Genomic DNA, 26,926 nt, shown 5'->3' with positions numbered 1-26,926 from the left:
GTGGACTACCGAGTGGACTAGTGTAAACCACCTGCCGAAAACCGGACAAGGTTGACGTTCCAGTGCGGGCCAACCACGGCCACCGACAGCCAGTTCGACACGGCTCCGGCAACACCTGCCGATGAGCGCCGGCTTCATGCACCGAAGCCCCTCGCAGAAGCGCCGCAGAGAGGCGCTACTTGTTCCACATCTACCCTCGGTGCAATTCCCATTCGATCTATCAGCAGACCGGAAAAGTCTGCTCACCTAAATTTACATCGGTTCCCAGCTACCGCTCAAGACAACGGGATCGCGTAGCGGAACCCGATAGACCGACAAGAGAACAGCACATGCGCAACGGGTCTTGCCAAGGCTCACTGCCGACATGACCCTCGCGTGCATGACAGTAGTGTGACTGGCGGCCTGTCTGCTCTTTGACGGTCGGCGCCGACATCTACGCCTAGCCCCCCTTCGCTGGCGCGGCCGCCAGCAGTTCACATGCTACGCCTAGAAGGGCCAATTCATAACGCCTCTCAGCAGGTAGTTGAACATCTTCCGGTGCCGCGGTCCGTGCTCCGCGACACAGGTTCAAGTTAGTAGCGCCCAAGCCCACGGCTAGGCGCAGAGGAGTCTTCGATGGGTTAGCGGGTTAGCACCGGCAAGGAGGAGCGACATGCAAAGGAGTTCGTTTTCAGCCGTGTACTACCGGCCCATCGAAGCCGCTATCCGATGGGCAGGGCTCTTTCGGTTCAGAGAGGAGATCCTGGCAAACGTACGATCACGCAAGCTGCCAGCGACATTGGATTGCCCTCGCTGCAGCGAGCTGCGCCTATACACCGATCGCATCTATGACGCGATCTTTCATGGCGAACTGCCGTACGGCCGAAGTGGCATCACGATGAGCGACGAATCTCTTTGGGATTCGCCCGATCTCACCATCCGTCATGTCGACCTCAAGCGCTGGATACTTCACACCTATCCCGATCAACGACCCGCCTTCCTTTTCTCGCGTGCCGAGCGAATCGCCCACCCGGTCATCACCGTCGAGGCCGGCCAAGCTCTTCTGGTGGAGCGCGAAGCGTTGAAATCTCAACTGGATCTGTGTCGCCACCAGTTGCAGGCGCTACAGGAACAGCAGAAGAAGCAGGACGCTCCCATCGCGGCCTGCACTCTTTGCCCGCTCAGCGACCGGGCCGAGTCCACTTACCTGCACGTCATCGGCGCGATGCTCGACGTGATACTCGGACGCACTCCATCCGGCGCCCCGTACTCTCGCTTCACGAGCCAGGAGGCTGTGATCAGCGCGCTGATTGCACATCACGGGAGCCTGATGGGCATCACCGAACGGACACTGCAGACCAAGTTTGCCCAGGCGCGCAGAGCGTGTGCAGATTTTTGTGTAAACGGGATTCGGGTTACAGCTGAGGGAGCCGCCCCTCAAACTGGATGGTAAATCGGTTCAGGGCTGCCTTCCAATCACGGATGGGTAAGGTCCATCGTTTGCTGATGTTGCGCAACGCGAGGTAGAGCAGTTTGACGAGAGCTTCGTCGCTCGGAAACGCGCCGCGGTGCTTGGTTAATTTTCGTAGCCCCATGTTCACCGACTCGATTGCGTTGGTTGTATAGATGACCTTACGGATCTCGGGTGGATAGTCGAAAAATGGGGTTAACCGTGTCCAGTTACGCCGCCAAGACTGGCCAATCGGCAGGTACTCCTTGTCCCAGCGTGCCTCGAACTCGGTGAGCCGTTGCTCAGCTTCCTCGGCGGTGGCGCAGGTGTAGATGCGCTTGAGGTCGGCCGCCACTTCTAGTCGCCGCTTCCACGACACATAGTTCAAGCTGTGCCTGACCATATGCACGATGCATAGTTGCACCGTGGTGTACGGAAACACTGCCTCGATAGCCTCAGGGAAGCCCTTCAGGCCGTCGACACAGGCGATGAAGATGTCTTGCACGCCACGATTACGTAGCTCCGTCACCACTTGCAACCAGAACTTCGCACCCTCGGTTTGGGCCAGCCACAGGCCCAGAACTTCCTTCTCACCGCTCATCGTTATACCGATGGCCAGGTAGACCGCCTTGACTCGAACTGCACCGTCTCGAACTTTGACGTGGATGCAGTCCAAGTACACGATCGGATAGACCGGATCGAGCGGGCGCGCCTGCCACGCCTTGACCTCATCCACCACTGCGTGATCGTTGTAGAGGTTCGGGTCGTAGCCGGGCGTGTTCCGGAGTTCGTCGAGCGTCGTGAACGAGTAGTCGTCCGCCGGGGCCGAGTCGCCTCGCTGCGCTGCCCAGGCCACCGCCATGACGGCGACGACAAGCAGCGCCAGCCAGAACGCGGCGTACAGCAGCACGCCCAGCACGACCAGCTTCACCACCCACAGCAGCGCCACCGCGACGCCGGCCGGCAAGCCCGAGGACACGAGCCGGCCCGACACCCACCGTTCGCCGCGCGCATAGGCGCGCCATCCACGGCCGAAACCGCGACCAAGGCGTTCTGCGATGCTGATGCGGGTCGTCGTGTTCATGGTCGTCTCCTGCTACATGAGGATTGCCTGCTCCAGCTTGCTCCCATCCGTTCTACGCGTGACTTCGATGTGTTCTCCAGCGGTTTCAGGACGCTTCACCATCCGGTTCCACCGGGCCGGGATCGGATTCGAAGCCGATGTGATAGTCAGCAACGAAGCCCGGCCAGTCCACATGGTCAACCAGGTCGATGTCCTCGAAGACACTGACCTTCGCCTTTGCACGCTCGAACAGGGCGATGCTCGCGTCGGGGTAGTTGTTGCGCGACGGATAGAGCACCCCGTCGAACGGCGGCAGGCCGTCGTCTCCGAGCATCGCATGCACCTGGGCGGACACCTGCTGCGTATGCGTGTAGTCCCGGCCGGCCAACTGCTCCAGATTCAAGCCGAAGTAGCCCGCCATCACGCCCGGCGCCGTGAGATCGGCCAGGCGCAGACCGTCCAGGACACCCACGGCGCGCACCATCCGGCTCTGGACTTCCTTCAGCGCGATCGAGCGCTTCGCGTCCGCGAGCCATTGGTGCTTGTGGAACACCGACTCCATCAGCGCCGTGGGAAGATCGCGACCCAGGTAGAGCACGCCGTAGACCCGCGCCGGGTCGTCGTAGCGATTGGTGCCGTCACGGCCGTAGTACAACGGCTCACGTCGATAGACGGTGCGGCTCACATGCTGGAGCAGTTCACCCGCATCGATCAGGAACGACGGCAACTCCTTGCTCATGTCAACCTCGCCTCAATGTACGTGTACGCCCAGCACGTTGAACACGGCCCTAGCCACGTCGTCGATCGAACCGGGCGTTACCGCATCCACCGGCGAACGGCCGCCCAGGCCTTCGAGCGGTTCGGACAGCGCGCGGTAGATCGTCCAGTTGTCGACGCCCTCTGCCTCCTGGAGCACAGTCTGAGTCAACTGCTGCTTCACGGGGTCGAGCTGCCAGTCGGGCAGCTTCTGGCCGCGCGGGCCCACGTTCAATGCCAGGAGCCGACCGGCAACGATGTCCTTGTAGATCTGCTGGCGGGACTTGTCCGCCAGCCTGGCGAACTCGGGCAGCGGCAGATTGTGCGGTCGCTCGAAGGCTTCGAGCAGCATGGCGCGGCCACGCTGGATGTCGGTTTCGCCGGGCACCCAGCGCGTACCGGCACGCAGCGCAGCTGCCTTGCGTGCAGCGGTCTGCGCCGCCGTCTCCACTTCCAGGACGGCGGGAAGCTCCACCGCCTCCACACGCTCGTGGACGAACGCCTGCAGTTCTGCCGCGAAAGCCCTGGCGTCACGGATTTCGACGGTATTCGCAAAACGGCGCACATCCTCCACCGTGACGCGCGGCAGATGGTCGGCGATGAATTCAAGAGTCTTGGGCATGGTCATCTCCCACAGGCAGGATTGAGACAGCACCACTCTATTCTCGTATGTCTCGTATGTCAACTATGTCGCCCGACAGAGACCATCCCTGGCAGAGATCGCCGCCATCCCGGGTGGGTGGAGGCATCGGCGCAGCATAGGTCGAGTCCCCGCACCAGGTCGCCGTCCAATCCCTTCGAGCCGGTTCCTCATTGACGCTGGAGTCGCGGCCCGCGCCGCCCTATACCCAAACGGTCAAAGGTCAAACGGAAAGGGCAAGGGAATGGGGCGCAAGGGGAAAGGCCCTACCTCGAAAAGGCAAAAGGCCTCCCGGTCGCCCCCTATCAGGACATTCAGATGCTCTCCCTGTTCCAGCGAAAACGGGCCTCGGTCGTTACCGCTCCGTCGCCAGCACCCGCCGCCGATCCCCCGAAAGGGCTGCTGCGGCCTGAGTCGGCTGCATCGCTGCTGGCGACGCCGCGCCGGCAGAAGTTGCTGGAACACATCTGGCAGCGCACGTCGCTCTCGCGCAGGCAGTTCGCCACCCTGTACCGCGCGCCGCTGGAGCGCTATGCGGAACTCGTCCAGAAGTTTCCCGCCTCGGAGAGCCACCACCACGCCTACCCGGGCGGCATGCTGGATCACGGGTTGGAGATCGTCGCCTACAGCCTGAAGTTGCGGCAGTCCCATCTGCTGCCCATTGGCGCCAGCCCCGAAGACCAGGCGGCGCAGTCCGAAGCCTGGACTGCCGCCGTCGCCTACGCCGCGCTGCTGCACGACATCGGCAAGATCGCCGTCGATCTGCACGTCGAGCTGGTCGACGACTCGGTGTGGCACCCGTGGCACGGCCCGCTGCATCAGCCGTACCGCTTCCGCTACCGCGACGACCGCGAGTACCGGCTGCACAGCGCCGCGACGGGTCTGCTCTACCGCCAACTGCTCGACCGGCACATCCTGGACTGGCTCAGCGGCTACCCGGCGCTCTGGGGGCCGCTGCTTTACGTCCTGGCCGGCCAATACGAGCACGCCGGGGTGCTGGGCGAGTTGGTCGTGCAGGCCGACCGTGCATCGGTCGCCCAGGAGCTGGGCGGCGATCCGGCCCGCGCCATGGCCGCTCCCAAGCATGCGTTGCAACGCAAGCTGCTCGACGGGTTGCGCTACTTGCTCAAAGAGGCGCTGAAGCTGAACCAGCCCGAGGCCTCCGATGGCTGGCTCACCGAGGACGCGCTTTGGCTGGTGAGCAAGACTGTCTCCGACAAGCTGCGCGCGCATCTGCTGTCGCAGGGCATCGACGGTATCCCGACGAGCAACACGGTCGTGTTCGATGTGCTGCAAGACCACGGACTCATCCTCCCAACACCGGACGGCAAGGCAATCTGGAAGGCCACGGTGAGGGGCAACAGCGGCTGGTCGCACAGCTTCACCTTCCTGCGTCTGTCGCCGGCGCTGATCTGGGAGTCGGCTGACCGGCCTGCACCGTTCGCCGGCAGCGTCACGGTGACGCCCAAGGACGGCGCCGTGGCCGAGCCCGAGGCACCTGCTTCACCCCCGCCGGCCACCGACACCGCGTTGACCGAGGCCTCTCAAGCGGTGGCGGCGCCGATCGATGGCGTCGATGCCCTGTTGGAACTGCTCGGCACGAACGCCACCGCGCCGGTCGAACCGCCGCCTCCCGGGGTCGCGCCACTGTATCCGGTGGAGACGCCTGTCGCCCCTGCCGAGGCGTGGGCCGATACGACTCCGGCGACGCCTTCGGGCGAACACTTCATGGATTGGCTCAGGCAAGGCATCCAGTCGCACAAGCTGATCATCAACGATGCCAAAGCGCTCGTGCATACCGTCGCCGACACCGCGTACCTCATCAGCCCCGGCGTGTTTCAGCGCTACGCGCAGGAGCACCCGCGTGTCGCCTTCCTCGCCAAGCAGGACGACGTATCCGGTTGGCAGTGGGTGCAAAAGCACTTCGAGAAGCTGCAGCTCCACCGCAAGCAGCGCAGCGGCCTGAACATCTGGACCTGCAACGTGACCGGGCCTCGCAAGTCTCGACGGCTGCACGGCTACCTGCTGGAGGACCCTCGTCGTCTATTCGTCGATCCGCCTGCAAACAACCCCTACCTGTCGCTCGCGCTTGGCGCGTGACCGCTGCCGCCATGTCGTGGATTGCCCGACATGGCACGTCCGCCCACCTGCGGTTCACATCTAGCGCGCTAACGGGATGCGCGGATCGACGTCATCATGCGGGTAGTCTTGGCGATGCAACGACTGTGCACACACCTCGATACGCACGCCTGCATCGAGGAGGTGGCGATCAGCGCCGCGTCTGCATGCGGCCGTCCCAGGCGAACCGCGAACGCCTTCTCGCGCAGTGTCAGCTTCGCCGCCTGATCGCGCAGGAGAACCACGATCTCCACCCGGTCGTGTTGGCGATTTGAGGAGGTTCGCATTCATGTGGATCATCCGTCTTGTTCTGTTTATGTACTCTTACAACATTATAAATTAGAATATACTAATAGATATGTGTAAGATGGACATCAATCATCGGCAAGTGCGGCGCGCTTTCCTCTTCAAGGGTGTGGGTGCCCTGGCAGCGATCGCGTTCGCGGGGACCACCATCGGCATGGTGCTGCGCCGAAAGCCCGCGCCACCCGCACAACAACCGTTGGAGGCAGCCATGAAGCGCATCGTCATTCTCGGCAGCGGCTTCGCTGCGCTCACCGCCATCCGCCAACTGCGCGAACAGCGCGTCGACGCCGACATCACCGTGGTGTCGCCGCGAAACGAACTGGTCTACCTGCCCAGCCTGATCTGGCTGCCGTCGGGCGAGAAGACCGGCGACGATCTGCGCATCCCACTGGCCGGATTCTTCGAACGCATGCGCGTGCGCTGGCACCAGGGCAGCGTGCGGCAGGTGCTCGACGGCGGGCGCCGCGTGGTCACCGACACCGGTGAGCTCGCCAACGACGTGCTGATCGCCGCCACCGGGGGGCGCTACCTGCGCAAGCTGCCGGGCATCGAGCACGCGCTCATCCCCTGCGAAGGCATCGCCTCGGCCGAGGCCATTCGCGATCGCCTGGCGACGATGGATGGCGGCACCATCGCCATCGGTTTCGCATCCAATCCGAACGAGCCCGGCGCAGTGCGCGGCGGGCCGATGTTCGAGTTCCTGTTCGGCATCGACACCCTGCTGCGTCGCCAGGGCCGGCGCGACAGGTTCAAGCTGGTGTTCTTCAATCCGTCGAGGGAGCCGGGGCAGCGCCTTGGTCCGTCCGCGGTAAAGAAGATGCTGGAACGGATGCGCACGCTCGGCATCGAGACACACCTTGGCCACAAGCCGTTACGCTTCGAGGCCGACAAGGTGGTGACCGAAGGCGGCGAATTCGCCGCCGACCTGATCCTGTTCATGCCCGGCCTCACCGGCCCCGCGTGGCTGGACGACAGTGAACTGCCGCGCTCGGATGGCGGCTTCGTCGCCGCCGACGAACACTGCCGCGCACGCGGTCTGGAACATGTGTACGTGGCCGGCGATATCGGTAGCTATCCCGGCCCCGACTGGATGGCCAAGCAGGCGCACCAGGCCGACCTGCAGGCCGAAGCGGTGGCGAGGAACATCGCCGCCGAGTTGCTCGGCAAACCCGCAAATCACGGCTTCAAGACCGAACTGACCTGCATCGTCGATACGCTCGACAGCGGCCTGCTGATCTACCGCAGCCAATCGCGGACTTTCACCTCGCCGCATTCGCGCATGTTCCACTGGCTCAAGCGCAAGTTCGAGGATCGCTACCTCAAGGCCTATCGTTGAACTCCCTGGGCCCGTTCCCGATGCGCGCGGTGCTGGTGGCCGCAGCTGCGCTGTTGGCTTGGTGGCTGGTGCGTCTGTTGGCGCGGCGCTGGGGCGGCAGCCACACCGACGCATCCACACCGAAGCTGGCCGACGCCCTGTTCACCGATGCATTTCTCGTCGGCCTGCTGGCGGCGCGCCTTGGCTACGTGGTGCGCTGGTGGCCGGAATACACGGCGGCGCCGTGGTCCATCGTCGCCATCGGCGACGGCGGTTTCCTGTGGTGGATCGGCCTGCCTACCGCCCTCGCCTTCGCGTGGTGGCGGAGCGCAAGACAGCGGCGGTTGCGCAAGCCATTGTTTGCCGGCATCGCCGCCGGCCTGCTGGTGTGGTTCGCACTCAACGGCACGCTGGCCCTGTTGCAACGCTCCGCGCCACCGCTGCCCAATATTGCCGCAAGCACGCTCGACGGCGCCTCCGCGACGCTCGACGCCAGCGCCGGCAAGCCCATCGTGCTCAACCTCTGGGCGACGTGGTGCCCGCCGTGCCGTCGCGAAATGCCGGTGTTCGAGGATGCGGCGCAACGCTACCCCGGCATCGACCTCGTGCTGCTCAATCAGGGCGAGGACGCGGCCACCATCCGCGAGTTCCTCGACCGCCAGGGACTGACGTTGCACGAACACATCCTGCTCGACCCGCATTCTCAGGCGATGCCCGCCACCAATACCCGCGGCCTGCCAACCACGCTGTTCTTCGATGCGAACGGTCGCCTCGTCGACAGCCATATGGGCGAACTGACCCGTGCCAGCCTCGCCGACACCCTGCGCAAGCGCTTCGGCGCGCAGGCCGGGCCGCAGTTTCAACCCGACAGCGCGGTCCCGCTGCGGTAGAGGATGTAGCCGGCGACTGCGAATACGAACCCGGCGAAGATCCGCGTCAGCAGTGCGCGACGCTGCCCCCAGCGCAGCGACAACCGCGTTCCGAGGACGCCGCCGAACACGCCGCCGAGGATGAACAGGCCCGCGATGCCCCAGTCGACCAGTCCCGACGCGGCGTAGTTGATCGCCGTGGCCAGGCCGAAGGTGCCGACGGCCAGCAGCGACGAACCGACCGCATTGCCCATCGACATGCCGGTGGCCAGGATCAGCGCCGGCACGATCAGGAAACCGCCGCCGATGCCGAAGAAGCCGGAGGCCGAGCCCGCGAGCAATGCGAGCGCCCCAGCGCGCAGGCAATTGCGCAGGGTGGTGACCTCGTGCTCCGGCGCACGCTCGCGCCGCGGTCGCAGCATCGCGGCACCGACGACCACCATCACCAACCCGAACAGGAACAACAGTTGCTGGCCATCGATCGCCTTGCCGAGACTGGAGCCGGCCAGCGCGCCGAGCGTGCCCACCAGCGCGAACACGATCGCGCAGCGCCAGCAGACGTTGCGCCGCCGCGCATGGGTGATGAAATTGGCGTAGGCGTTGGCCGAGACCGCAAGCGCGCCGGTGCCGATCGCCACGTGCGGCGGCGCAACGCCGACCACATAGAGCAGCAGTGGCGTGGCCAGGATCGAACCGCCGCCGCCGATCAGGCCCAGCACGAAGCCGACCAGCCCACCGGAGAGCAGCGACGCCACGGTCTGCCATGCATCCATCGCTTCAGACCTGCGATTGCATGGCCATGCGCCAGGCTAGGGCGCAGCGGTTGCCCGACGCACAATACGACAGCACGGGGCCGCCAGCATCGGCGAGCAGCTCGCGCAACTGCGCCGCCTGTTCCAGCGTGACCGCACCGGAAAGTGCCGGGATGAAATGGAACGCCAGCCCGTGCCGCCGGGCCTGTTCGGCCACCTCGGCCCAGGCTGGCTGCCCCGGAGATTCGCCGTCGGGCCGCATGCAGACCAGCGCGACGTAGCCACAGGCTGCGACGTCGGCGACATCGTCCGGATGGAGTTGCGGGCAGACGTGGTAGCTGTCCGAGAGGGCGTTGATGACGGGCATGGCGGCGGTCTTCGTTTTTTTCCGGGTTGCGAACCGGACTGCGAAAAAGGATCGACGGCACCGGCGTCAGCGCCGGCACCGTCGCGGGACGGGAGTATCAGGCCGCCGGCTTCATCGAGAAGTACCAGTCGGTCGTTTCCAGATCCTGGCCGCTGCGGGCTTCCAGCTCGGCGACGCTCTTGGGCGCGCCCAGCAGCACCTTCTCGCCCGGCTGCCAGCCTTCCGGCGTGGCGACCCCGTTGGCCAGGCTGTACTGCAGCCCCTTCACCAGGCGCAGGATCTCGGCTACCGAACGACCGTTGGTCATCGGGTAGTACACCATCGCGCGCAGGATGCTCTTGTCGTCGATGATGAAGGTGGCGCGCACCGCCGAGGTGTCGGCGGCGCCGGGGTGGATCATGCCGTAGGCGCGGGCCACGTTCATCGACAAATCCTCGATGATCGGGAACGGGATCTCGACGCCGAACTTCTCCTTGATGTTCTGCACCCAGGCCAGGTGCGAGAACACCGAGTCAATCGACAGCCCCAGCAGTTCGGTGTTCAGCGCACCGAACTCGCTGGCGGCGCGGGCGAAGGCGGTGAACTCGGTGGTACAGACCGGGGTGAAGTCGGCCGGATGCGAGAACAGCACCAGCCACTTGCCCTTGTAGTCGACGAGCGAACGCGGGCCGTGTGTGGTCTGGGTATTGAATGCCGGTGCAGGCTCGTTGATCCGCGGCATCGCGACCGGGGCGGGGCCGGCCAAGGCAGCGGCGATGGGGGCGGCAGAAGCCGGGACGACGGTCGCGGCGGCGACGATTTTCGGATCGGAATCGGTGCAACTCATGGCAAATGCTCCTGTGTTGCGGGGGTGGGAAGGTGCCGGTGAGACCAGGGGATAGGGGGGAGCCCCACCGGCGGGGGAAACGGGGTCAGAGCGCGTCGATCGGCAGCTTCAGGAACCGCCGGCCGCTGTCGTCGGCGGGCGGCAGGTGGCCAGCGCGCATGTTCACCTGCAGCGAGGGCAGGATCAGGCGCGGCATCGACAACGTGGCGTCGCGCTCGCTGCGCATCCGCACGAAGTCGTCCTCGCCGGCGCCATCGTGGACGTGGATGTTCTGTGCACGCTGTTCGGCCACGGTAGTTTCCCAGCGGATATCCCGCCCACCAGGGCCGTAGTCGTGGCACATGAACAGCCGCGTGTCCTCGGGAAGCGCGAGGATCCGGCGGGTCGAACGGTAGAGCGTACGCGCATCGCCGCCCGGGAAATCGGCGCGCGCGGTCCCGCCGTCAGGCATGAACAGCGTGTCGCCCACGAAGGCCGCATTGCCGACCACATGGGTCATGCAGGCCGGCGTATGGCCCGGCGTGTGCATGGCGAACGCCTCCATCGTGCCGATGCGGTAACGGTCGCCATCGGCAAACAGCCAGTCGAACTGGCTGCCGTCGCGCCGGAACTCGGTGCCTTCGTTGAACACCTTGCCGAAGGTGTCCTGCACTTGGACGATGCGCTCGCCGATGCCGATGCGGCCACCGAGTTCCTGCTGCAGGTACGGCGCGGCCGACAGGTGGTCGGCGTGGACATGGGTTTCGATCAGCCACTCCACTTCCAGACCGTGCCGGCGGACGTGTTCGATGATGCGGTCGGCATGCTCGAAGGCGATACGGCCAGCGGCATAGTCGATGTCCATTACCGAGTCGACGATGGCGCATGCACAGCTGGCCGGGTCCCGGACCACGTAGCTGATCGTGTTGGTCTGCCCGTCGAAGAAGCCCGTGACCTCGGGGCGGGCATCGGAAGGTGTGGGGAGGTTCGGGGTAGCCATCGGCTGATCTCCTGTCGAGTGTCGACCTTGCGTATGGCAAGCACTCTAGAAGCATCGTGAAACAGATGGAAACGAATTAAATTGAACTCAGTGATCGCTTGATACGATAAATTGTTCCGGCCACCATCCATCCAGGAACTGACCGTGTCCTACCTGCCGAACCTGCGCCACCTGCGCTATCTGGTCGCCCTCCACGACCATCAAAGTTTCAGCCGCGCCGCCGCGGCCTGCTTCGTCAGCCAGTCCACGCTCAGCGCCGGCATCCGCGAACTGGAACTCGCACTGGGCGTGGCGGTGGCCGAACGCAACAAGCGCTCGGTGCGCATTGCGCCCATCGGCCACCATCTGGCCGCTCGCGCGCGACGCTTGCTGCGCGATGCCGAAGACCTAGTGGCGCTGGGACGCGACGCGGCGCAGCCGATGTCCGGCATCGTCCAAATGGGCGTGCTGCCGACCATCGCACCGTATCTGTTGCCACGCGTGATCCGCGCACTCGGGCAACGGTTCCCGCGCTTGCGGCTGGTGCTGCGCGAGGACAAGACCCGGCACCTGCTCGACCAGCTGGCGGACGGCAGGCTGGACCTGGTGCTGATGGCCTTCCCCTACGATACCCCCGGCATGGAGAGCTTCATGCTCTTTGACGACGCCTACCGCTACGTCTCCGCATGCGGCTCGCAAGCGCTGGCGCCTGGTCTGCGGGCGTTCGACCCGGGCGACGTCGCCGACGGCGACCGCCTTCTGCTGCTAGAGCACGACCACTGCTTGCACAGCCATGCGCTGCCGGCTTTGCAGCGCGCCGCCGAAACCGAGCATGCCAGCTTCTCGTCCACCAGCCTGCACACGCTGGTGGCCATGGTCGCCGAAGGCATGGGCTCGACCTTCCTGCCCGATCTGGCGATCAACGGCGGCATCATCGACGGCAGTGATGTCGTCGTCCGCCCCTTGGGCGACGATGCCAACGCCCGCAGCATCGGCCTGTGCTGGCGCCGCAATGCCGCGCGTGCCGACAGCTACCGCGCGCTGGGTGCGTTCCTGAGCGAGTGGGCCGCCGAGAACGTCAAGCCGTGGACCGCAGGGAGGGATTGAGGGCCGTGATCTGCCGCTGTTGGATCGCGCCGCGGTCTGGTGCGCATCGAGCCAGATGCACCGGCAGCGATGAAGTTTTGAAAGGCGTGATCCCAGGACGGCCGTTGCACCAATCCCGCCGTCCGCGTCTGCAGGTCGATGCGCAGCGTATCGTTCATCAGTGCGTGCCCTCCTTCGCCACAGCGCCGTCGCCTTCGCAAGTGCCACCAGCGGTACAGAGCCGGTAACACCACCAGGGTCAACAGCGTCGAGGACACGATGCCGCCGATCACCACCGTGACCAGCGGCCACTGCACCTCCGTACCCGCGCCGACGTTCAGCGCCAGCGTACGACGGGCATCGAACTTGCCACCGCGCTCTAAGACGCAGGGTGATCTCGGCCTCGTCGAAACCTCGCGCGGCGCCGCTGCCGAACGCGTTCTCGACATCGAGACCGGCACGCAGTGGGGGGCCGAACGCCGCCGTATCGCGCTCAGCAAGCAATCCCTCGGCACGCACACCGAACAGGCGAAGATCGGGATGGGCCCGGGCGACGCGCAAAGGCGTCGTCGAGCGCAAGTCTCTGGTTTGGCGCAGCAGGAGATGGCGCCCATGCTTGTATGCACGGCGCAATCGTGAAGACAGCCAATGCGGCCAATCGCAACCACATGGGAATTCTCTGGAACGCAGGCGCAGGCCGGCAACAGCGTCAGCCTGTGATCGGAGGACGAAGCGGATTGCCCGGACGCGTCTGGTCGCGCTCCCATTCAGGGAAACTGGTCTGGCGAACCTGTGAAGGCGACATCGCCGCCATTCGGACGGTTACACGATTCGCAAGTTGGCAAGTTGTAGGACCTCCGCACAGGCCCCCGAATCAACCGAATCTCCACGGCACGGACGCCCAGACAAGCACCGCCGTCAGCAGCGTCGCCGGAGCCGGACTGCCCGGAGAATCCCTCCATCAGCGGCTCAGTCTCGCCATTCGTGCCCGCCGCTCGTCCCCGATGCAGCCTGCATCTCGTCCCGAAGCACACCAACAAGAAAATCCAGCACCGCGGGACCATGCCCGCTCCAAACCAGTTCCAGCGCGGTCCTGCCGCCCAGCCCGGCAATGGGTTCGGAGCGATACCACTGCCGCGCCTCGGCATCCCCGGCGGCGATGCGCGCAGCTATGGTCAATATGCATCTTTCAATCGCGTGCCCGGTCATCACGCTTCCTGCGTTGGCGTGTCGGGAATCGCCACTACGAATCGGGAACCTCCGCCCTGGGCGTCCTCCACCCATACCTCCCACCGGTGCGCATGACAGATTTCGCGGACGATGGCGAGTCCAAGCCCGGCGCCATCGGTGGCGCTCGACGCGCGCCAAAAGCGCTTGAACACGTGTTCGCGATCCGCCGGATCCACCCCCGCGCCCTGGTCGACGACCGTGAACCCGCCGGGCGTCACCTCGAGCGTGACGACCCCTCCCCGCGGTGAATGGCTGATGGCGTTTTCCAGCAGGTTCTTGAGCAGGACGAAGACCGCCCCCTCGTCCGCATCGACCGTTCTGTCCGGTTCGAGGTGCTCCACGTGCAGCGACACGCCGCCGCGGTCGGCCAACCGGTTCAGGTAGTCGACCGCATCCGCCGACATCGCCCATAGGGAACGTTTCGAGAACCGGTAGTTGCGTCCTTCGCTGACCTCCGCCAGATGCAGGAGCTGGTTGACCTGCCGCGCCATGAGCTGCGTCTCGCGGAGCATCGCCTCCTTGTTCATCTCGCCGCCCAGCTCGACCTCTGCCTGCAACAGCGTCAACGGCGTCTTGAGCTCGTGCGCCGCCATCGCAAGAAAGTCCTGCTGCACCCTGAAGCCCTGTTCCAGCCGCTCCAGGGCCGAGTTCAACGCATCGATCAGGGGCGCCATCTCCGATGGAATGCCATCGACATGCAGGCGTGCCGAGAGCGCACGCGGGCCGATCCTCGACGCAATCGCGGACGCCTGCCGCAACGGCACGACCGCACGGCGGACGGTGATGCAGACGACCACCGCAAAAATCGAAAGCGCGACCAGGACGGCAACCGCGGTTGCGCTCAGGTAGAGCTGGCGGGCGTAACCGGCCAAGCGCTCCACCATGCGATCGCTTCGTGCCACTTGCAGCCCATACCTGGCACCAGAGCGGACGATCTGTCTTTCGCGCACCTGCAATCGAACGGGAAGCCCCGCGTCGTCGACATCCAGCGTGCGGGCGCCGGCAGGCATCCGCTTCAACGCCTGAAGGGCCGGCCCGTCAAGACTGCTGAACAAGGTGGTCCCGTCCGCATCGATGATGCGGAACGCGGTGTCCTTCCTCAGCGCGTCATAGCTGTCGGACGACCATTGCGGCCTGAAGACCAGCCGGCCGTTCCCGTCCACTTGGACACTCTCTTCGAGGTTGTCCAATTCGTCTTCGAGGGTCGCGTCGATCAGGTAGTTCGTGTCCCGCAGGCAAGCGAACGACACGAAGATGGCCGCGGCGGCCACGCCTGCCGCAAGCATCCCGATCAGCGCGGAGAGCAGCAGCCGCCCGGCGAGGCTAGACGGCCACATCGCGATCCCCCAGCGCGAATCCATGCCCCCGGATGTTCAGGAGCGCCAGATCGCAGCCGATGGCCGCCAGCTTCTTGCGCAAGCGATGCATCGCGACGTCGAGCGCATTCGGGGTGACGGCGTCGGTGAGGCCCCATGCCGCCTGCTCGAGGCTGCGGCGCGTGACCGTCTGCCCGTTCGCCCGCAACAGGCAGACCATGATCTGGAGTTCGGCGGGCGACAGCGTCACGACCTCGTCTCCGAAGCCCATGCACCCGGCGTCCGGAACGACGCGGAGGCCCCTGTGCACGAGTTCGTTGGGCTGCAGGGAAGGCGTCCTGCGCAGCAGGGCGCGAACCCGAGCCAGCAGTTCCTCCATGGCGAACGGCTTGGACAGGTAGTCGTCGGCGCCCGCCTCCAGGCCGTCCACCCGATCCCTCAGCGCGTCCCGGGCGGTCAGCATCAGGCACGGCGTCAGCCTGCCCGCGGATCTGAGCCGCCTGACGAGTTCGAGCGAGTTCGAGCCCGTCGCCTTCGGGCAAGCCCCGATCCACGATCACCGCCCCGTAGTCGCGTTCGTTCAGGGGTCGCCACGCCGATTCGAGCGTATGGAACACATCGGTCGCGATGCCGGCGGACAGCAGCCCGCGGGCGATCAGGCTCGCCATGCGCTCATGATCCTCGACGAGGGCGATGCGGTTCATTCGAAGTCCGGCCGAAGATCAGAAGCTGCGTACCACGCCGATCACCACATGGGCCACGCCATCAGAATCGGGTTCCAGCAGCGGGCTGTCGGACAGTTCATCCGGCAGGAACCGGTACTGCACCAGGCCCTGCACCCGCCACTTGCTCTGCCCCAGGGGGACGGCGAACCCGAGGCTCACGCGGGGAATGAGTGCCGCATCCGGCTGGTAGGCCATCCCCGAGAACGTCTCCGTCGATCGGACGCCGTAATAGTAGTCGGCCAGATCGTCCGAGAGCCATTGCACGCCGATGCCGGGCACCAGGGTGACCTTGCCCACGCGGAACCGACGGGCAAAATCGGCGGACACCTCGTAGCCCTCGCTGGTGCCGGTGATGTCGGCCAGCGCACGCACGATGATCTCGTTGCCACCCAGTTGCCAGCGGGCCGCGAGGCCGGCATCGGCGCCGTGGTCGCGATCCTCGACACGATCGATGTCCACCCCGTTCGCCGCGAGTTCGGCTCGGCCCAGATCCCCGCTGTCGAAGCCGTCGAAGCGCCCCGAGAAATTGGCGTCGAGCCGGAACCGCTCGGTCTCCCACAGCTTGACGCCGAGGGTGGCGCCGACCCAGTAGATGCGCCCGCCCTGGTAGGTCACGAACGGGAATGGACGCGTCCTCATCCCCTCCCCGGCATATGGGCTGTCCTCGGAGGACACCGCAACACCGAGGGTCCAACGGTCATCGGCCCGCTGTTCGACAGCGCCGGATTGTTCGATCGTACTGGTCTGGGCGAATACTGATGCCGGCAGGAGGGCGAAAAGCGCAATGGCGAACCTGAGCATAATCGATGTACCGATAGGGAAGGTAGCCGCCAATGTGCGCCCGCACGACTTACGGACGACTTACGGGCGACGGTCTTTTCAGATTCGCGTATGCGGCGTCACCAGGAGATGAGCGGTATCAGGGATGCTCTGAACAACTCCCTCGGCGACAATAGCGCAAATTCGACGTACGACGACGATCCAGCTGAGCTTCGGGGACGCGGAACACACGGGCAAGCGCAGGCGTACGCGGCGTCGGAAAAGCTCAACTGCCTCATGGCATCGCGCCTCACCACGGACGCAGCAGCGCATGGGTATGAATCAACATGTTGAACTCCCGTCAGTAGCTGAAGTTGAGCCTCAACCACGCACTGCGGCCAGGCTCGTTAATGCGCACCGGATCAGCGGGGTAGCCAAAGTCGGCACTGCCCGCCAGATTGAGGTGCTCGTTGTAGGCGCGGTCGAGCACGTTGTCGACGCCGGCGGTCAATTGCACGCGGTCGTTGAAGCGGTAGCCGCCGTTGAGCGAAAAGGTCGCGAAGCCGGAGCTCGGCCCGAGGTCGCGACCGACCACGTTGCCCTGGTCGATGACGACGCGATCCTGGCGCGCCACCGCACGCAGCAGAGCACCGAAACTCCAGCGACCGTTGTCCCACGCGACGTTGAAGCGACCTTCCAGCGGCGTCATCTGCGGCAGGGGTGTGCCATCGCTGGTGTTCTCGCCCCAAGCCCAGGCCACGCTGCCGCCCAGCGTCCAGTCTTTCGCGGGGCGGAACTCGACGCCGGCTTCGGCGCCGTGGATGCGTGCATCCTCGTTCGACGCCATGCTCATCATCCCCATCATGCCGCCCGGCATGTAAGAGAACAGGATGTAATCATCGATGCGGCCGGCATAGGTCGATACCCATGCGTTCACGCGCTCGCTCCGATACTGCGCGCCGATGTCGAGCTGGGTCGTCATTTCGGGTGCGATGCCGGTGAACGAATTCATTGCCCCCGCCGGACCCATGTCGGCCGAGAACATTTCCCAGTAGTCCGGCATACGTTCGGTATGCCCCAGCCCGGCATACCAGCCAAAACCGCTGCCAGAGATGTCGTGCTCGTAGCGGACGAAGCCAGCCCGCAAGGTCTCGCGGCGGGTTTGGCCGAAGGTCGGGTTGGGCATGCCCATCACTCCGGCGGCGACGCGCAAGTCTGTGGTCTGCGCCCGATCCAGGCGCGCACCGGCGATCAAGCGCTGGCCCACAGCGACTGTCCACCTACCTTCGGTAAACACGCCGGTGTTGCGCAGTTCGGCATCGTCCTCCCAGGGCATGTCCTTGTAGGCATCGCCCATCGAGCTACGCTGGCGGTGTCGGCTGCGTTGGGTATCCATGCCTGCGGTCAGGCTTACATCGTCCCAACCCCACTCCGCTGCCATCCGCCCGCCACCAGTGCGGCGCTCCACGTCGGCCGCCATCGGCATCGGCATCGCGCTCATCGGATTCGGATCGCGCAGGGTGTAGTTGTCCATCACATGGTCGACACCGTTGTGAAACAGGCTGACCTGCAGCGTGCGCAGGCCGCCGCCGCGGAAGTTCTTCTCGAAGCGCAGACCCAAGCTTTCGCGCTTGAACTGCGAGCCGTCCATGGCACGGCCGGCGTAGCGGGCGATGCCGTCGCCAGTGCCCGCGGTGACTTCCAGCACCGTGTCCGCGTCCGGCGTCCAACCCAGTGCGACGTCGGTGTTCCATTTGCGCCACTTCGACGGCACGACGTCGCCGTTGCCATCGTCGTAGTCGCCGGATTCGGAACGGTTCGCGGTCAGGCGCGTGTAGACCCTGGGGGTGCCGACAGTGGCATCGAGCGACTGGTCGTTGCGACCGAAACTGCCGCCCAGCAGGCTGCCCTGCACGCGTGCGCCCAGCTCGTCGAAACGCGGCGTATCCCGCGTGAACCGTACCGTGCCGGCAGAAGCTCCCGGCCCCCACAGCACGGTCTGCGGGCCTTTCACCACGATCAGGCGGTCGAAGGTCTCCGGCGCGACATAGGACAGCGGGTTGTCCATCCGCGCCGGACATGCGCCGGGCATGCTGCCGTCGTTGGACAACAGGTTCAGGCGCGACCCGAACATGCCACGCAGCACCGGGTCGCCGTTGGTGCCGCCGTTGCGCAGGGTAGTGAAACCGGGAATGGTCTTGAGATAGTCGGCGCCGTCGCTGGCCGGCAACGGCTGGCGCGGCAGTTTCGGATCGGTCTCGAAGGTCAGCGGTTGCACCGGCGAGGCGGTGACAACCACGCGATCCAGAGTCCTGGCATCGTCTTTCGAGGTCTCCTCGTCGGCGGCAACGGCGGCAAGCGGAAACAAGACAAGCGAAAGCGCGCACGCGAGCGCGCGGCGCGACGGCAATGCCGTCGCCATGGTGATACGGGACATATTGGCTCCAAAGCACAAGGGCGCGGCACATGGGCCACGCCGGAAGTCAGCAGGGTTGTGGTTCAGAGTGCGCGGGGCGGGGCTTGCGAGCCGAGGCCACGCATGTTCCGTGGCGTCCTCAACCGCAGCGAAAAGAAATGTAGCGCGGGCGCCTGCGGCGGGCGCAGCAGCAGGGCTACCAGTAGCGCCAGCACCAGCGGCAGCGGCGTGGCCAGCACGCAATAGCCACAGGCATCGTCCATCACCATCATCGGCCGGACCGACTCCTCACTACCGATCAACGCGGAGACATCGATCGTCTTCAACCCTACCGTGCTGCACATCTCCATCAGGATCGGGGACGTCTTCGATACGGTCGTCATCAATACGCGGCTGACCGTCGGCGCAACGACGGTCAGCAACACCGCCACGAGGGCAAGCCACGCCATGCGCCTGAAGCTGGCCGAGGATTGAATCATCTTGGCATTGTAGTTGAACGCGTCCTGCACGAAACTCGGTCAGATCACCCAATGCTCAGGCATGGACTGTCATTTGGCCGCATCGACAATTTCATCGATGCGCAACGCGGCCTGCTGCGCACCGGCGACCAACACGCTCGGTAGCCATGCTACGGCCAAACATTTTTCGTTGCACGACCCCAACAGCGCTGGGCGACGCGGGCCACCGCAGAATCTGCATCAGACAAGCTCAACTGACTTGATAACCTCTCGCCGGCACGGGATTCGGCATGCCATAGCCCTATGTTGCTATGCGAGATCGAAGCGATCTGCGTTCATTACCTTTACCCAAGCACCGATGAAGTCGTTGACGAATTTCTCACGGTTGTCGTCCTGCGCATAAACTTCCGCGTAGGCGCGGAGAATGGAGTTGGAACCGAACACCAGATCCATCCGGGTCGCCGTCCACTTCAGGGCGTCCGTCTTGCGATCGCGGATCTCGTAGTGGTCGCCCGCCTTCTTCCAGGTGCTGGCCATGTCGGTCAGGTTCACGAAGAAGTCGGTCGTCAATGCACCGGCGCGGTCGGTGAAGACGCCATGCCGGGTTCCACCGAAATTGGTGTCCAGGACGCGCATGCCGCCGACCAGGACGGTCATCTCGCAGGCGGTCAGGCCCATCAGCTGGGTACGGTCGAGCATCAGCTCCTCGGGACTGACCACGTAGTCCTTCTTCAGCCAGTTGCGGTAGCCGTCGGCGACAGGTTCGAGCGGGGCGAAGGAATCGGCGTCGGTCATTTCGTCGGTGGCGTCGCCGCGACCCGGCGCGAAAGGCACTTCGACGTCGAAGCCCGCGGCCCTGGCCGCCGACTCGATGCCGACGTTACCGGCCAGCACGAGGGTATCCGCCACGCTGGCGCCGAACTCCGCCGCCAGCGGTTCGAGCACCGACAGCACCTTCCGCAAGCGGGCGGGCTCGTTGCCTTCCCAGTCCTTCTGCGGCGCCAGGCGGATGCGCGCGCCATTGGCACCGCCGCGCATGTCCGAACCGCGGAAGGTACGGGCGCTGTCCCAGGCGGTCGACACCATCTCGGCGATGGTGAGGCCGCTCCCGGCGATGCGCGCCTTGAGGCCGGCGATGTTGTAGTTGCTGTTGCCCGGCGGCACGGGATCCTGCCAGATCAGGTCTTCGGTCGGGGCGTCCGGGCCGATGTAGCGCGTCTTCGGGCCCATGTCGCGATGGGTGAGCTTGAACCAGGCGCGGGCGAAGACCTCGTCGAAATAGGCCGGATCGGCCATGAACCTGCGGCAGATCGCGTTGTAGGCGGGATCGACCTTCATCGCCATGTCAGCGTCGGTCATCATCGGGTTGTGGCGAATCGACGGATCGCTGGCATCGACCGGCTTGTCCTCTTCCCGGATGTTGATCGGCTCCCATTGCCAGGCGCCGGCGGGTGACTTCTTCAGTTCCCACTCATAGCCGAACAACAGGTCGAAGAAGCCCATGTCCCACTTTGTCGGATGGGTGGTCCAGGCGCCTTCCAGGCCCGAGGTCACCACGCGGTTGGCCAAGCCCTTCTGGTCAGGGTTGCTCCAGCCCAGGCCCTGCTCGGCGACGTCGGCGGCTTCCGGATCCGGGCCGAGCGCCTGCGCATTGCCGTTGCCGTGGGTCTTGCCGACAGTGTGTCCGCCTGCGGTCAGGGCCACGGTCTCCTCGTCGTTCATCGCCATGCGGGCGAAGGTCTCGCGCACCATGGCGGCGGTCTTCATGGGATCGGGCTTGCCGTTCACGCCTTCGGGATTGACGTAGATCAGGCCCATCTGCACCGCGGCCAGCGGGTTTTCCATCGAGGCGGCGTTCTCGATATCGCCCATTCGCTCGTCCTGGGGCGCGAGCCATTCCTTTTCCGCGCCCCAGTAGGTGTCCTTTTCCGGGTGCCAGATGTCCTCGCGGCCGAAGGCGAAACCGTAGGTCTTCAGGCCCATGTTCTCGTAGGCGATGGTGCCGGCGAGAACGATCAGGTCGGCCCAGGAGATGCGGTTGCCGTACTTCTTCTTGATCGGCCACAGCAGGCGGCGGGCCTTGTCGAGGCTGACGTTGTCCGGCCAGGAATTGATCGGCGCGAAGCGCTGGTTGCCGGTGCCGCCGCCGCCGCGGCCGTCGGCGATGCGGTAGGTGCCGGCCGCATGCCACGACATGCGGATGAACAGGCCGCCGTAGTGGCCCCAGTCGGCCGGCCACCAGTCCTGGCTGTCGGTCATCAGCGCGTGGAGATCCTTCTTGAGCGCATCGAAATCGAGCTTCCTGACTTCTTCGCGGTAGTCGAAACCCTTCAGTGGGTTGGTCTTGCTGTCGTGCTGATGCAGGATGTCAAGGTTCAGCGCGTTCGGCCACCAATCCATGCTGGACGTGCCCATCGCGGTGTTGGCGCCATGCATGACCGGGCACTTGCCGCCAGTCTCGATCTCGTTCGCTGCCATCGTTCTCTCCGGTTGTCGGTCTACGGACTGTTCACGTCGGCTGACGGTCCCCGCATCGGGAAACTGGCTGCCACGTCGAACCAAGGTCTGCCCCTGAAGGCGGGGCGCAACATCGACTCTAGTCGTGACGTCGGCATATGTATATTCGTATTTTCTAATATTTACGATAGGCCTTCTCTATGCCTGGTTGAATTTCGCAGACGGCATCAATCAATGCGGGAGTTCACCAGGTGGTAGGTGCGTATCGGCGTCTCAGCTGCGTCTTCCCGTACGGCAGCACGCATGCATGCGCATCATCATGTTGCCTTGGCTGTGTCCAACGAGCGTCCCCACGGTTCATGCTTACGGGGTGTCACGCACCGGCTTTTTCTTCAGCCTTCCATCCACCAGTTCCCAGGTCGCGTCGGCTATCCCGGACGGCACCAAGGCGTGCGTGACCAGCAGCAGGCTGCGGCCGTGCAGGATGCGCGGCAGGTCGCGGAAGAAGGCCTGTTCGGCATCGGGGTCGAGCCCTTCGGTCGGCTCGTCGAGCGCGACCAGTGGCGCGCCGGTCAGCAGCACCCGCGCCAGGCACAGGCGCCGCGCCTGCCCGGCCGACAGCGTGCGCCCGCCCTCGCCCAGCCACTGGTCGAGCCCACCGGGCAAGGCGCGGATTTCCTCGTCCAGTCCGGCCTGGCGAAGCGCCTCCCACAGCCCGGCATCGTCCGCATCGGGGTCGCCGATGCGCAGGTTGTCGCGCACGGTTCCCAGGAAGACCGGCGCGTCCTGCGGCAGCAGCGCCACGCGGCGGTGCAGTTCCGGCAGCGACGCCTCGCGCAGATCCACGCCTTCCCAACAGATGCCACCAGCCTGCGGATCGCGCAGCCGCAGCAGCAAGGCCAGCAGGGTCGACTTGCCGCTGCCGCTGGCCCCGGTCACTACCACCCGCTCGCCCGGCGCGATCCGCAGATCCACGCCCTCCAGCAGCGGCAGCGACGGGTGGTGGCGGAAGTACACCTGCCTGAACTCCACCGCGCCACGCATGGGCAGCGCCTTCGGCCGCGGCGGATCGAGGATCTCCGGGCCGGCCCGCTCGATCTCGCGCACGCGCTCTGCGGCAGCGGAAGCCGCACCGAGCCGTACCGCGCCCCGCAGCACCGGCGCCACCACCTCGAACAATCCGGCCACCGCGAGCACGCAGCCGACCAGCACCGCACCCCCGACCCGTCCCTCGCGCAGCGCCGCGGCGCCCGCCGTCGCCACCGCCAGCATCGCCAGTCCCGCACAGGCCAGCGCCAGCGCCTGGCCCGAGGCGAATGCCCGCGATTCGGACAGCGCCGCCGCGCGCAGGCGGTCGCTGCTGTCGGCCAGCGCGGCTTCGGCGCGTCCAGCCGCACCCAGCGCGAGCAGATCGGCATGGCCTTCGACGGCCTGCAGCACGTGTTGCCGCAGGTCCGCCGCGTGCGCCTGGCGTTCGGCCCCGCTGCGGCGCGCGCGGCGCGCCAGCCAGGCCGGCGCGAGCAGCAGGACGCACAGCCACAGCAATCCGACGGCCGCCGCGGCCGGTGGCACGTAGACCGCCAGCACCGCAATCACCACCGCACCGGCGATCCCGCCGACCAGCAGCGGCAGTAGCGAGAGCAGGAAGGTCGAGTCCAGCGCGTCGATGTCGCCGGTCAGGCGTGCGACCAGGTCGCCGTCGCGCCAGCGTGCCAGCTGCCCGGCATCGAGCCGGAGCAGGTTCCCGAACACCCGCGTGCGCAGGTCGGTCAACAGAACCAGCGTCGCGGCATGCCCGCTGACGCGCTCGCCGTAGCGCGAGAGGATGCGGACGAACGCCAGCCCGCGCACCATCGCCGAGGGCACGAACAGGTTGAACGTCGCCAACGCGCCGGACACCAGCGCGGTCGCGGTCAGGAACCATCCCGAGACACCCAGCAATCCCACCGTCGCAGCCGCCGTCACCAGCGCCAGCGCGCAGGCGGGCAGTAGCGTGCGCCAGCGCTGCCGGAACATCGGCCACATCCAGGCCAGCAGCCGCCTCACGGATGCACCTGTCCGCCGGCATCGATCGTCCACCGCCGGTCGGCGATCGCGGCCACGACGGGATCGTGCGTCGCCACGACCAAGGTACGCCCGCGGGCGAACGCAGCGATTTCGGCGAGCACGAGGTCGCGGCTGGCGTCGTCGAGATGCGCGGTCGGCTCGTCGAGCAACAGCACCGGCGCATCGGACAGGAACATCCGCGCCAGCGCGATGCGCTGTGCCTGTCCCCCGGAGACGCCCTGGCCGCGCTGGGCCAGCGGCGTGTCCAGCCCGCGCGGCAGGCCGGCGATCATCCCGGCGAGCCCGGCGGCGGCGATCGCCCGCGCCAGCGCCGCATCGTCCGCATCGGCGTGCGCCAGCCTCAGGTTGTCGGCGATGCTGCCCGGCGCCAGCCACGGCCGCTGCGGGATCAGCAGCATGTATCGGCGCAGCGCTGCGGCGGGCCACTCCCGCAGCGGCAGGCCGCCGAAACGCAACTCGCCCTCGTAGGCACGCAAGCCGGCCAGCGTCTCCAGCAGCGTGGATTTGCCGCTGCCGCTGGCACCGGTCAGCGCGATCCACTCACCCGGCGCGATGTCCGCATGAGTCGGCAGGCCGATCGCGCCGCGTCCGGGCACCGGCATCCGCAACGCGCCGACGGAAAACGCCTTAGACGCCGGCGCGGAAGCAGGCGCCGCCTCTTCCACGGGTGCATCCGCGATCTCCGGCAGGCCGTCGAACAGCCCCGCGATCTCCGCGACCGCCCCGCGCGCGTTCGCGCGGTCGTGGTAGTGCGCGGCCAGTTGCCGCATCGGCAAGTAGACTTCCGGCGCCATCAGCAGGCAGAACAGCGCCGCTTCCAAGGTCAGCACGCTGGCACGCAATTCCAGCATGCCCAGGAAGGTCAGCCCGAAGTACACCGCCAGCCCGGCCACGCCCAGCGCGGCGAAGAACTCCAGCACCGCCGAGGACAGGAACGCGATCTTCAGCACCGACATCGTGCGCTCACGCACTTCGTCGCTGGCGCGCGCCACGCGTTCGGCCTCCGCCTGCGAACGCCCGTGGAGCTTCAGCGTGGTCAGGCCGCGCACACGGTCGGCGAACAGGCCCGACAGCCGCGCCAGCGCGGTGGCGTGGCGGCGGCCGGCCGCCTCCGCGCCCCACCCCACCAGCGCCATGAACAGCGGGATGGCGGGCACCGTCAACGCCAGCACCAGCGCGGCGATCCAGTCGAACCCGAGCAGCACGATGCAGAACACCGGCGGCAGCACCGCCGCCGACGCCATTGCCGGCAGGTAGCGCGCGAAGTAGCCGTCCAGCGTCTCGACACGCGCGCTCAGCGCGTCGGCCAGTTCGCCCGAGGCGCGCGCCCGGCTCCACAGCACGCCGGCCGACAGCAGGCGCCGGAACAACGCGATACGCACCGAACGCTTCACAGATTCGGCCGCATGCTGGCCGGCGTGCTCGGCTACCCAGACCAGCGCCGCCCGCACCAGCAGCAGCGTGCCGGCCAGCCCGATCGACGGCAACGCGGCGGACAGCGGCAGCCGGTCCACCACGATCATCTGCAACGCCCGGGCCAGCGCCCAAGCCTGCGGCAGCAGCAGCAGGCCCGACAGCAGCGGCAGCGCTACCGCGAATGCGAGCGGACGCCGCGCTTGGTCGGCCAGCGTCCGCATCCATGCCGCTTGCTTGGGAGGCAATCGCGCGTCGGCGACGGCCTCCCCGCTGGCCGCAAGCGTCATGTTTTATCGATGCGGTCGTGCTCGCGCAGTTCGAACCACATCGCGTTGAGGATGGCGAAGGCGCAGGCCAGGCCCAGCCCCAGGATCCACGAGAAGTACCACATGCCGCTATCTCCCGATCTGTTGCCGATGCGCGCCGCCGTCAGTACGCATTGGGATTTTCCGAAACCGACTCCGGCGTGACCGTGCCGCGCATCACCCGGTACACGTAACCCGTGTAGGACAGCACGATCGGCAGGAACACCACCGTCGCCAGCAGCATCACCCACAGCGTGAAGTGGCTGGACGACGCGTCCCAGACCGTCAGCCCCATGCCCGGCTGCAGCGACGAGGGCATCAGGAAGGGGAACAGCGCGAAGCCCACGGTCAGGATGATCCCCGTGATCGCGGTCGAGGTGGCCAGGAACGCTAGCACCTTCGCGCCACGCCACAGCAGCGGCGCCGCCAGCAGCGACGCGGCCACGCCCAGCACCGGCGCCGCCCACATCCATGGCCATTGCGCAAAGTTGCGCATCCACGCGCCGTCGACCAGATCGACCGTCTTCAGCGCCGGGTTGCTTGCCGCGGCGGGATCGACGGCGCCGGTCAGCACGTGCCCGTCCAGCCCCAACGCGACCCACACACCGCCCAGCGCGAACAGCACGCCGGTCGCCAGGGCCAGCCAGCCACCGACCTGGCGCGCGCGCATCGCGACGTTGCCGTCCGTGCGCCAGGCCAGCAGCGCGGCGCCGTGCGCAGCCAGCATGGTCACGCTCAGCACGCCGGCCAGCAAGGCGAACGGCATGAACAACTGGAACAGGTTGCCCTCATAGACCGGCCTGAGCGTGCTCGGCTCCACGCCGAACGGCAGCCCGAGCAGCAGGTTGCCCATCGCCACGCCGAACACCAGGCTGGCGACCACGCCGGAGCCGCACAGCAACCAGTCCCAGGTGCTGCGCCAGCGGGGATCGGGCAGCTTGCTGCGGTACTTGAAGCCGACCGGGCGCAGGATCAGCGCCACCAGCAGGAGCAGCATCGCCAGGTAGAGGCCGGAGAACGAAGCCGCATACAGCAGCGGCCACGCCGCGAAGATCGCGCCGCCGCCGGTGATCAGCCAGACCTGGTTGCCTTCCCAGACCGGGCCGACAAGGTTGAGCATCACCCTGCGCTCTTCGTCGCTATGCGCCACCACGGGCAGCAGCGCCGCGACGCCGAGGTCGAAGCCGTCCATGACCGCGAAGCCGATCAGCAGCACGCCCAGCAGCAGCCACCAGATCAGCCGCAGCGTGCCGTAGTCAAGGGGAATCCACGAAACGTCCATGACCGCCTCC

The 26,926-nt window shown here is 66.2% G+C and carries 24 protein-coding genes and 4 pseudogenes; 6 read left to right on the top strand and 22 right to left on the bottom strand.

The window, feature by feature from the left end:
* Positions 1–652: 652 nt before the first annotated feature.
* Complete coding sequence (locus ACSBPQ_RS03860) at positions 653–1,432, top strand: hypothetical protein (RefSeq protein WP_442683750.1); 780 nt, start codon at positions 653–655, stop codon at positions 1,430–1,432.
* Here the strand turns inward: ACSBPQ_RS03860 and ACSBPQ_RS03855 are convergent.
* The 4 genes and pseudogenes from ACSBPQ_RS03855 to ACSBPQ_RS03840 all read right to left on the bottom strand — a co-directional run.
* Positions 1,395–2,171, bottom strand: a pseudogene (locus ACSBPQ_RS03855) (IS256 family transposase); the annotation flags it as partial. The gene ACSBPQ_RS03860 and the pseudogene ACSBPQ_RS03855 sit on opposite strands and share 38 nt — an antisense overlap.
* An 81-nt stretch (positions 2,172–2,252) precedes the next feature.
* Positions 2,253–2,513 (bottom strand): annotated as a pseudogene (locus ACSBPQ_RS03850) (DUF3742 family protein); the annotation flags it as partial.
* Between the two features lie 85 nt (positions 2,514–2,598).
* Entirely contained in the window at positions 2,599–3,231 is a 633-nt protein-coding gene (locus tag ACSBPQ_RS03845; RefSeq protein ID WP_442683749.1) for an RES family NAD+ phosphorylase, read from the bottom strand.
* 12 nt (positions 3,232–3,243) lie between these two features.
* A complete protein-coding gene (locus tag ACSBPQ_RS03840; protein WP_442684500.1) occupies positions 3,244–3,870 on the bottom strand; it encodes an integrase in 627 nt (208 codons plus the stop codon).
* Positions 3,871–4,206: 336 nt separating this feature from the next.
* Between ACSBPQ_RS03840 and mobH the strand changes: the two genes are divergently transcribed.
* A complete protein-coding gene (gene mobH, locus ACSBPQ_RS03835) occupies positions 4,207–5,988 on the top strand; it encodes a MobH family relaxase (RefSeq protein ID WP_442683748.1) in 1,782 nt (593 codons plus the stop codon).
* Between the two features lie 68 nt (positions 5,989–6,056).
* Here the strand turns inward: mobH and ACSBPQ_RS03830 are convergent, their stop codons facing one another.
* On the bottom strand, positions 6,057–6,293 hold the full coding sequence (locus ACSBPQ_RS03830) for a hypothetical protein (protein WP_442683747.1): 237 nt from the start codon (positions 6,291–6,293) through the stop codon (positions 6,057–6,059).
* An 80-nt stretch (positions 6,294–6,373) separates the two neighbouring features.
* On the opposite strand from ACSBPQ_RS03830, the gene ACSBPQ_RS03825 reads away from it, so the two are divergent.
* Positions 6,374–7,648 (top strand): NAD(P)/FAD-dependent oxidoreductase, encoded by a 1,275-nt coding sequence (locus ACSBPQ_RS03825; protein ID WP_442683746.1) that lies wholly within the window; start codon positions 6,374–6,376, stop codon positions 7,646–7,648.
* Between the two features lie 20 nt (positions 7,649–7,668).
* Positions 7,669–8,517 (top strand): prolipoprotein diacylglyceryl transferase family protein, encoded by an 849-nt coding sequence (locus tag ACSBPQ_RS03820; RefSeq protein ID WP_442683745.1) that lies wholly within the window; start codon positions 7,669–7,671, stop codon positions 8,515–8,517.
* Here ACSBPQ_RS03820 and ACSBPQ_RS03815 read toward each other — a convergent pair.
* The 4 genes from ACSBPQ_RS03815 to ACSBPQ_RS03800 all read right to left on the bottom strand — a co-directional run bounded on the left by ACSBPQ_RS03815 (position 8,487) and on the right by ACSBPQ_RS03800 (position 11,420).
* Positions 8,487–9,269 carry a sulfite exporter TauE/SafE family protein gene (locus ACSBPQ_RS03815; RefSeq protein ID WP_442683744.1) on the bottom strand — a complete coding sequence of 261 codons (783 nt, stop codon included), beginning with the start codon at positions 9,267–9,269 and terminating at the stop codon, positions 8,487–8,489. The two genes, ACSBPQ_RS03820 and ACSBPQ_RS03815, sit on opposite strands and share 31 nt — an antisense overlap.
* A 4-nt stretch (positions 9,270–9,273) precedes the next feature.
* Positions 9,274–9,615 carry a TIGR01244 family sulfur transferase gene (locus ACSBPQ_RS03810; protein WP_239737589.1) on the bottom strand — a complete coding sequence of 114 codons (342 nt, stop codon included), beginning with the start codon at positions 9,613–9,615 and terminating at the stop codon, positions 9,274–9,276.
* A gap of 97 nt (positions 9,616–9,712) precedes the next feature.
* Positions 9,713–10,441, bottom strand: a complete 729-nt coding sequence (locus ACSBPQ_RS03805; RefSeq protein ID WP_442683743.1) for a peroxiredoxin — start codon at positions 10,439–10,441, stop codon at positions 9,713–9,715.
* Positions 10,442–10,526: 85 nt separating this feature from the next.
* Complete coding sequence (locus tag ACSBPQ_RS03800; RefSeq protein ID WP_442683742.1) at positions 10,527–11,420, bottom strand: MBL fold metallo-hydrolase; 894 nt, start codon at positions 11,418–11,420, stop codon at positions 10,527–10,529.
* A 144-nt stretch (positions 11,421–11,564) separates the two neighbouring features.
* Here ACSBPQ_RS03800 and ACSBPQ_RS03795 point away from each other — a divergent pair, with 144 nt between their 5' ends.
* Positions 11,565–12,506: a LysR substrate-binding domain-containing protein gene (locus tag ACSBPQ_RS03795; RefSeq protein WP_442683741.1), complete on the top strand. Its 942-nt coding sequence runs from the start codon at positions 11,565–11,567 to the stop codon at positions 12,504–12,506.
* Positions 12,507–12,688: 182 nt separating this feature from the next.
* On the opposite strand, the pseudogene ACSBPQ_RS03790 reads toward ACSBPQ_RS03795, so the two are convergent.
* Positions 12,689–12,832: pseudogene (locus ACSBPQ_RS03790) on the bottom strand (efflux RND transporter permease subunit); the annotation flags it as partial.
* On the opposite strand from ACSBPQ_RS03790, the gene ACSBPQ_RS03785 reads away from it, so the two are divergent.
* On the top strand, positions 12,765–13,124 hold the full coding sequence (locus ACSBPQ_RS03785; protein WP_442684617.1) for a hypothetical protein: 360 nt from the start codon (positions 12,765–12,767) through the stop codon (positions 13,122–13,124). The pseudogene ACSBPQ_RS03790 and the gene ACSBPQ_RS03785 overlap by 68 nt on opposite strands.
* Before the next feature lie 330 nt (positions 13,125–13,454).
* Here the strand turns inward: ACSBPQ_RS03785 and ACSBPQ_RS03780 are convergent, their stop codons facing one another.
* The 12 genes and pseudogenes from ACSBPQ_RS03780 to cydB all read right to left on the bottom strand — a co-directional run bounded on the left by ACSBPQ_RS03780 (position 13,455) and on the right by cydB (position 26,916).
* The gene (locus tag ACSBPQ_RS03780) at positions 13,455–13,694 is read right to left on the bottom strand and encodes a hypothetical protein (protein ID WP_442683740.1); all 240 of its coding nucleotides are present in this window, start codon (positions 13,692–13,694) and stop codon (positions 13,455–13,457) included.
* Positions 13,694–15,076 carry a sensor histidine kinase gene (locus tag ACSBPQ_RS03775; protein WP_442683739.1) on the bottom strand — a complete coding sequence of 461 codons (1,383 nt, stop codon included), beginning with the start codon at positions 15,074–15,076 and terminating at the stop codon, positions 13,694–13,696. Before ACSBPQ_RS03775 ends, ACSBPQ_RS03780 begins: the two co-directional genes overlap by 1 nt.
* Positions 15,039–15,494, bottom strand: coding sequence for a response regulator transcription factor (locus ACSBPQ_RS03770; RefSeq protein ID WP_442683738.1), 456 nt, complete (start codon positions 15,492–15,494; stop codon positions 15,039–15,041). The genes ACSBPQ_RS03775 and ACSBPQ_RS03770 overlap by 38 nt, the downstream gene beginning before the upstream one ends.
* Positions 15,495–15,615: 121 nt before the next feature.
* Positions 15,616–15,699: pseudogene (locus tag ACSBPQ_RS03765) on the bottom strand (hypothetical protein); the annotation flags it as partial.
* A 54-nt stretch (positions 15,700–15,753) separates the two neighbouring features.
* The gene (locus ACSBPQ_RS03760; RefSeq protein WP_442683737.1) at positions 15,754–16,557 is read right to left on the bottom strand and encodes a MipA/OmpV family protein; all 804 of its coding nucleotides are present in this window, start codon (positions 16,555–16,557) and stop codon (positions 15,754–15,756) included.
* Positions 16,558–16,876: 319 nt separating this feature from the next.
* A complete protein-coding gene (locus ACSBPQ_RS03755; RefSeq protein ID WP_442683736.1) occupies positions 16,877–18,952 on the bottom strand; it encodes a TonB-dependent copper receptor in 2,076 nt (691 codons plus the stop codon).
* A 62-nt stretch (positions 18,953–19,014) separates the two neighbouring features.
* Positions 19,015–19,440 (bottom strand): DUF2946 domain-containing protein, encoded by a 426-nt coding sequence (locus tag ACSBPQ_RS03750; protein ID WP_442683735.1) that lies wholly within the window; start codon positions 19,438–19,440, stop codon positions 19,015–19,017.
* Positions 19,441–19,698: 258 nt separating this feature from the next.
* A complete protein-coding gene (gene katG / locus ACSBPQ_RS03745; RefSeq protein WP_442683734.1) occupies positions 19,699–21,867 on the bottom strand; it encodes a catalase/peroxidase HPI in 2,169 nt (722 codons plus the stop codon).
* Positions 21,868–22,209: 342 nt separating this feature from the next.
* The gene (gene cydC / locus ACSBPQ_RS03740) at positions 22,210–23,892 is read right to left on the bottom strand and encodes a thiol reductant ABC exporter subunit CydC (RefSeq protein ID WP_442683733.1); all 1,683 of its coding nucleotides are present in this window, start codon (positions 23,890–23,892) and stop codon (positions 22,210–22,212) included.
* The gene (cydD, locus tag ACSBPQ_RS03735) at positions 23,889–25,616 is read right to left on the bottom strand and encodes a thiol reductant ABC exporter subunit CydD (protein WP_442683732.1); all 1,728 of its coding nucleotides are present in this window, start codon (positions 25,614–25,616) and stop codon (positions 23,889–23,891) included. Before cydD ends, cydC begins: the two co-directional genes overlap by 4 nt.
* Positions 25,613–25,720 (bottom strand): cytochrome bd-I oxidase subunit CydX, encoded by a 108-nt coding sequence (cydX, locus tag ACSBPQ_RS03730; RefSeq protein ID WP_146313519.1) that lies wholly within the window; start codon positions 25,718–25,720, stop codon positions 25,613–25,615. The genes cydD and cydX overlap by 4 nt, the downstream gene beginning before the upstream one ends.
* A gap of 38 nt (positions 25,721–25,758) precedes the next feature.
* Entirely contained in the window at positions 25,759–26,916 is a 1,158-nt protein-coding gene (gene cydB, locus ACSBPQ_RS03725; RefSeq protein ID WP_442683731.1) for a cytochrome d ubiquinol oxidase subunit II, read from the bottom strand.
* Positions 26,917–26,926 lie beyond the last annotated feature (10 nt).

The organism is Stenotrophomonas sp. JC08 (assembly GCF_052180205.1).
Classification (GTDB): domain Bacteria; phylum Pseudomonadota; class Gammaproteobacteria; order Xanthomonadales; family Xanthomonadaceae; genus Stenotrophomonas.
This window is presented reverse-complemented; position numbering and strand designations above follow the sequence as displayed.

Bases quoted from the DNA above. Each gene is read 5' to 3' on its own strand.
- ACSBPQ_RS03860 (WP_442683750.1), top strand. From the start codon at position 653: ATGCAAAGGAGTTCGTTTTCAGCCGTGTACTACCGGCCCATCGAAGCC.
- ACSBPQ_RS03845 (WP_442683749.1), bottom strand. From the start codon at position 3,231: ATGAGCAAGGAGTTGCCGTCGTTCCTGATCGATGCGGGTGAACTGCTC.
- ACSBPQ_RS03840 (WP_442684500.1), bottom strand. From the start codon at position 3,870: ATGCCCAAGACTCTTGAATTCATCGCCGACCATCTGCCGCGCGTCACG.
- mobH (WP_442683748.1), top strand. From the start codon at position 4,207: ATGCTCTCCCTGTTCCAGCGAAAACGGGCCTCGGTCGTTACCGCTCCG.
- ACSBPQ_RS03830 (WP_442683747.1), bottom strand. From the start codon at position 6,293: ATGCGAACCTCCTCAAATCGCCAACACGACCGGGTGGAGATCGTGGTT.
- ACSBPQ_RS03825 (WP_442683746.1), top strand. From the start codon at position 6,374: ATGGACATCAATCATCGGCAAGTGCGGCGCGCTTTCCTCTTCAAGGGT.
- ACSBPQ_RS03820 (WP_442683745.1), top strand. From the start codon at position 7,669: ATGCGCGCGGTGCTGGTGGCCGCAGCTGCGCTGTTGGCTTGGTGGCTG.
- ACSBPQ_RS03815 (WP_442683744.1), bottom strand. From the start codon at position 9,269: ATGGATGCATGGCAGACCGTGGCGTCGCTGCTCTCCGGTGGGCTGGTC.
- ACSBPQ_RS03810 (WP_239737589.1), bottom strand. From the start codon at position 9,615: ATGCCCGTCATCAACGCCCTCTCGGACAGCTACCACGTCTGCCCGCAA.
- ACSBPQ_RS03805 (WP_442683743.1), bottom strand. From the start codon at position 10,441: ATGAGTTGCACCGATTCCGATCCGAAAATCGTCGCCGCCGCGACCGTC.
- ACSBPQ_RS03800 (WP_442683742.1), bottom strand. From the start codon at position 11,420: ATGGCTACCCCGAACCTCCCCACACCTTCCGATGCCCGCCCCGAGGTC.
- ACSBPQ_RS03785 (WP_442684617.1), top strand. From the start codon at position 12,765: ATGCCGCCGATCACCACCGTGACCAGCGGCCACTGCACCTCCGTACCC.
- ACSBPQ_RS03780 (WP_442683740.1), bottom strand. From the start codon at position 13,694: ATGACCGGGCACGCGATTGAAAGATGCATATTGACCATAGCTGCGCGC.
- ACSBPQ_RS03775 (WP_442683739.1), bottom strand. From the start codon at position 15,076: ATGGATTCGCGCTGGGGGATCGCGATGTGGCCGTCTAGCCTCGCCGGG.
- ACSBPQ_RS03770 (WP_442683738.1), bottom strand. From the start codon at position 15,494: ATGCTGACCGCCCGGGACGCGCTGAGGGATCGGGTGGACGGCCTGGAG.
- ACSBPQ_RS03760 (WP_442683737.1), bottom strand. From the start codon at position 16,557: ATGCTCAGGTTCGCCATTGCGCTTTTCGCCCTCCTGCCGGCATCAGTA.
- ACSBPQ_RS03755 (WP_442683736.1), bottom strand. From the start codon at position 18,952: ATGTCCCGTATCACCATGGCGACGGCATTGCCGTCGCGCCGCGCGCTC.
- katG (WP_442683734.1), bottom strand. From the start codon at position 21,867: ATGGCAGCGAACGAGATCGAGACTGGCGGCAAGTGCCCGGTCATGCAT.
- cydD (WP_442683732.1), bottom strand. From the start codon at position 25,616: ATGACGCTTGCGGCCAGCGGGGAGGCCGTCGCCGACGCGCGATTGCCT.
- cydX (WP_146313519.1), bottom strand. From the start codon at position 25,720: ATGTGGTACTTCTCGTGGATCCTGGGGCTGGGCCTGGCCTGCGCCTTC.
- cydB (WP_442683731.1), bottom strand. From the start codon at position 26,916: ATGGACGTTTCGTGGATTCCCCTTGACTACGGCACGCTGCGGCTGATC.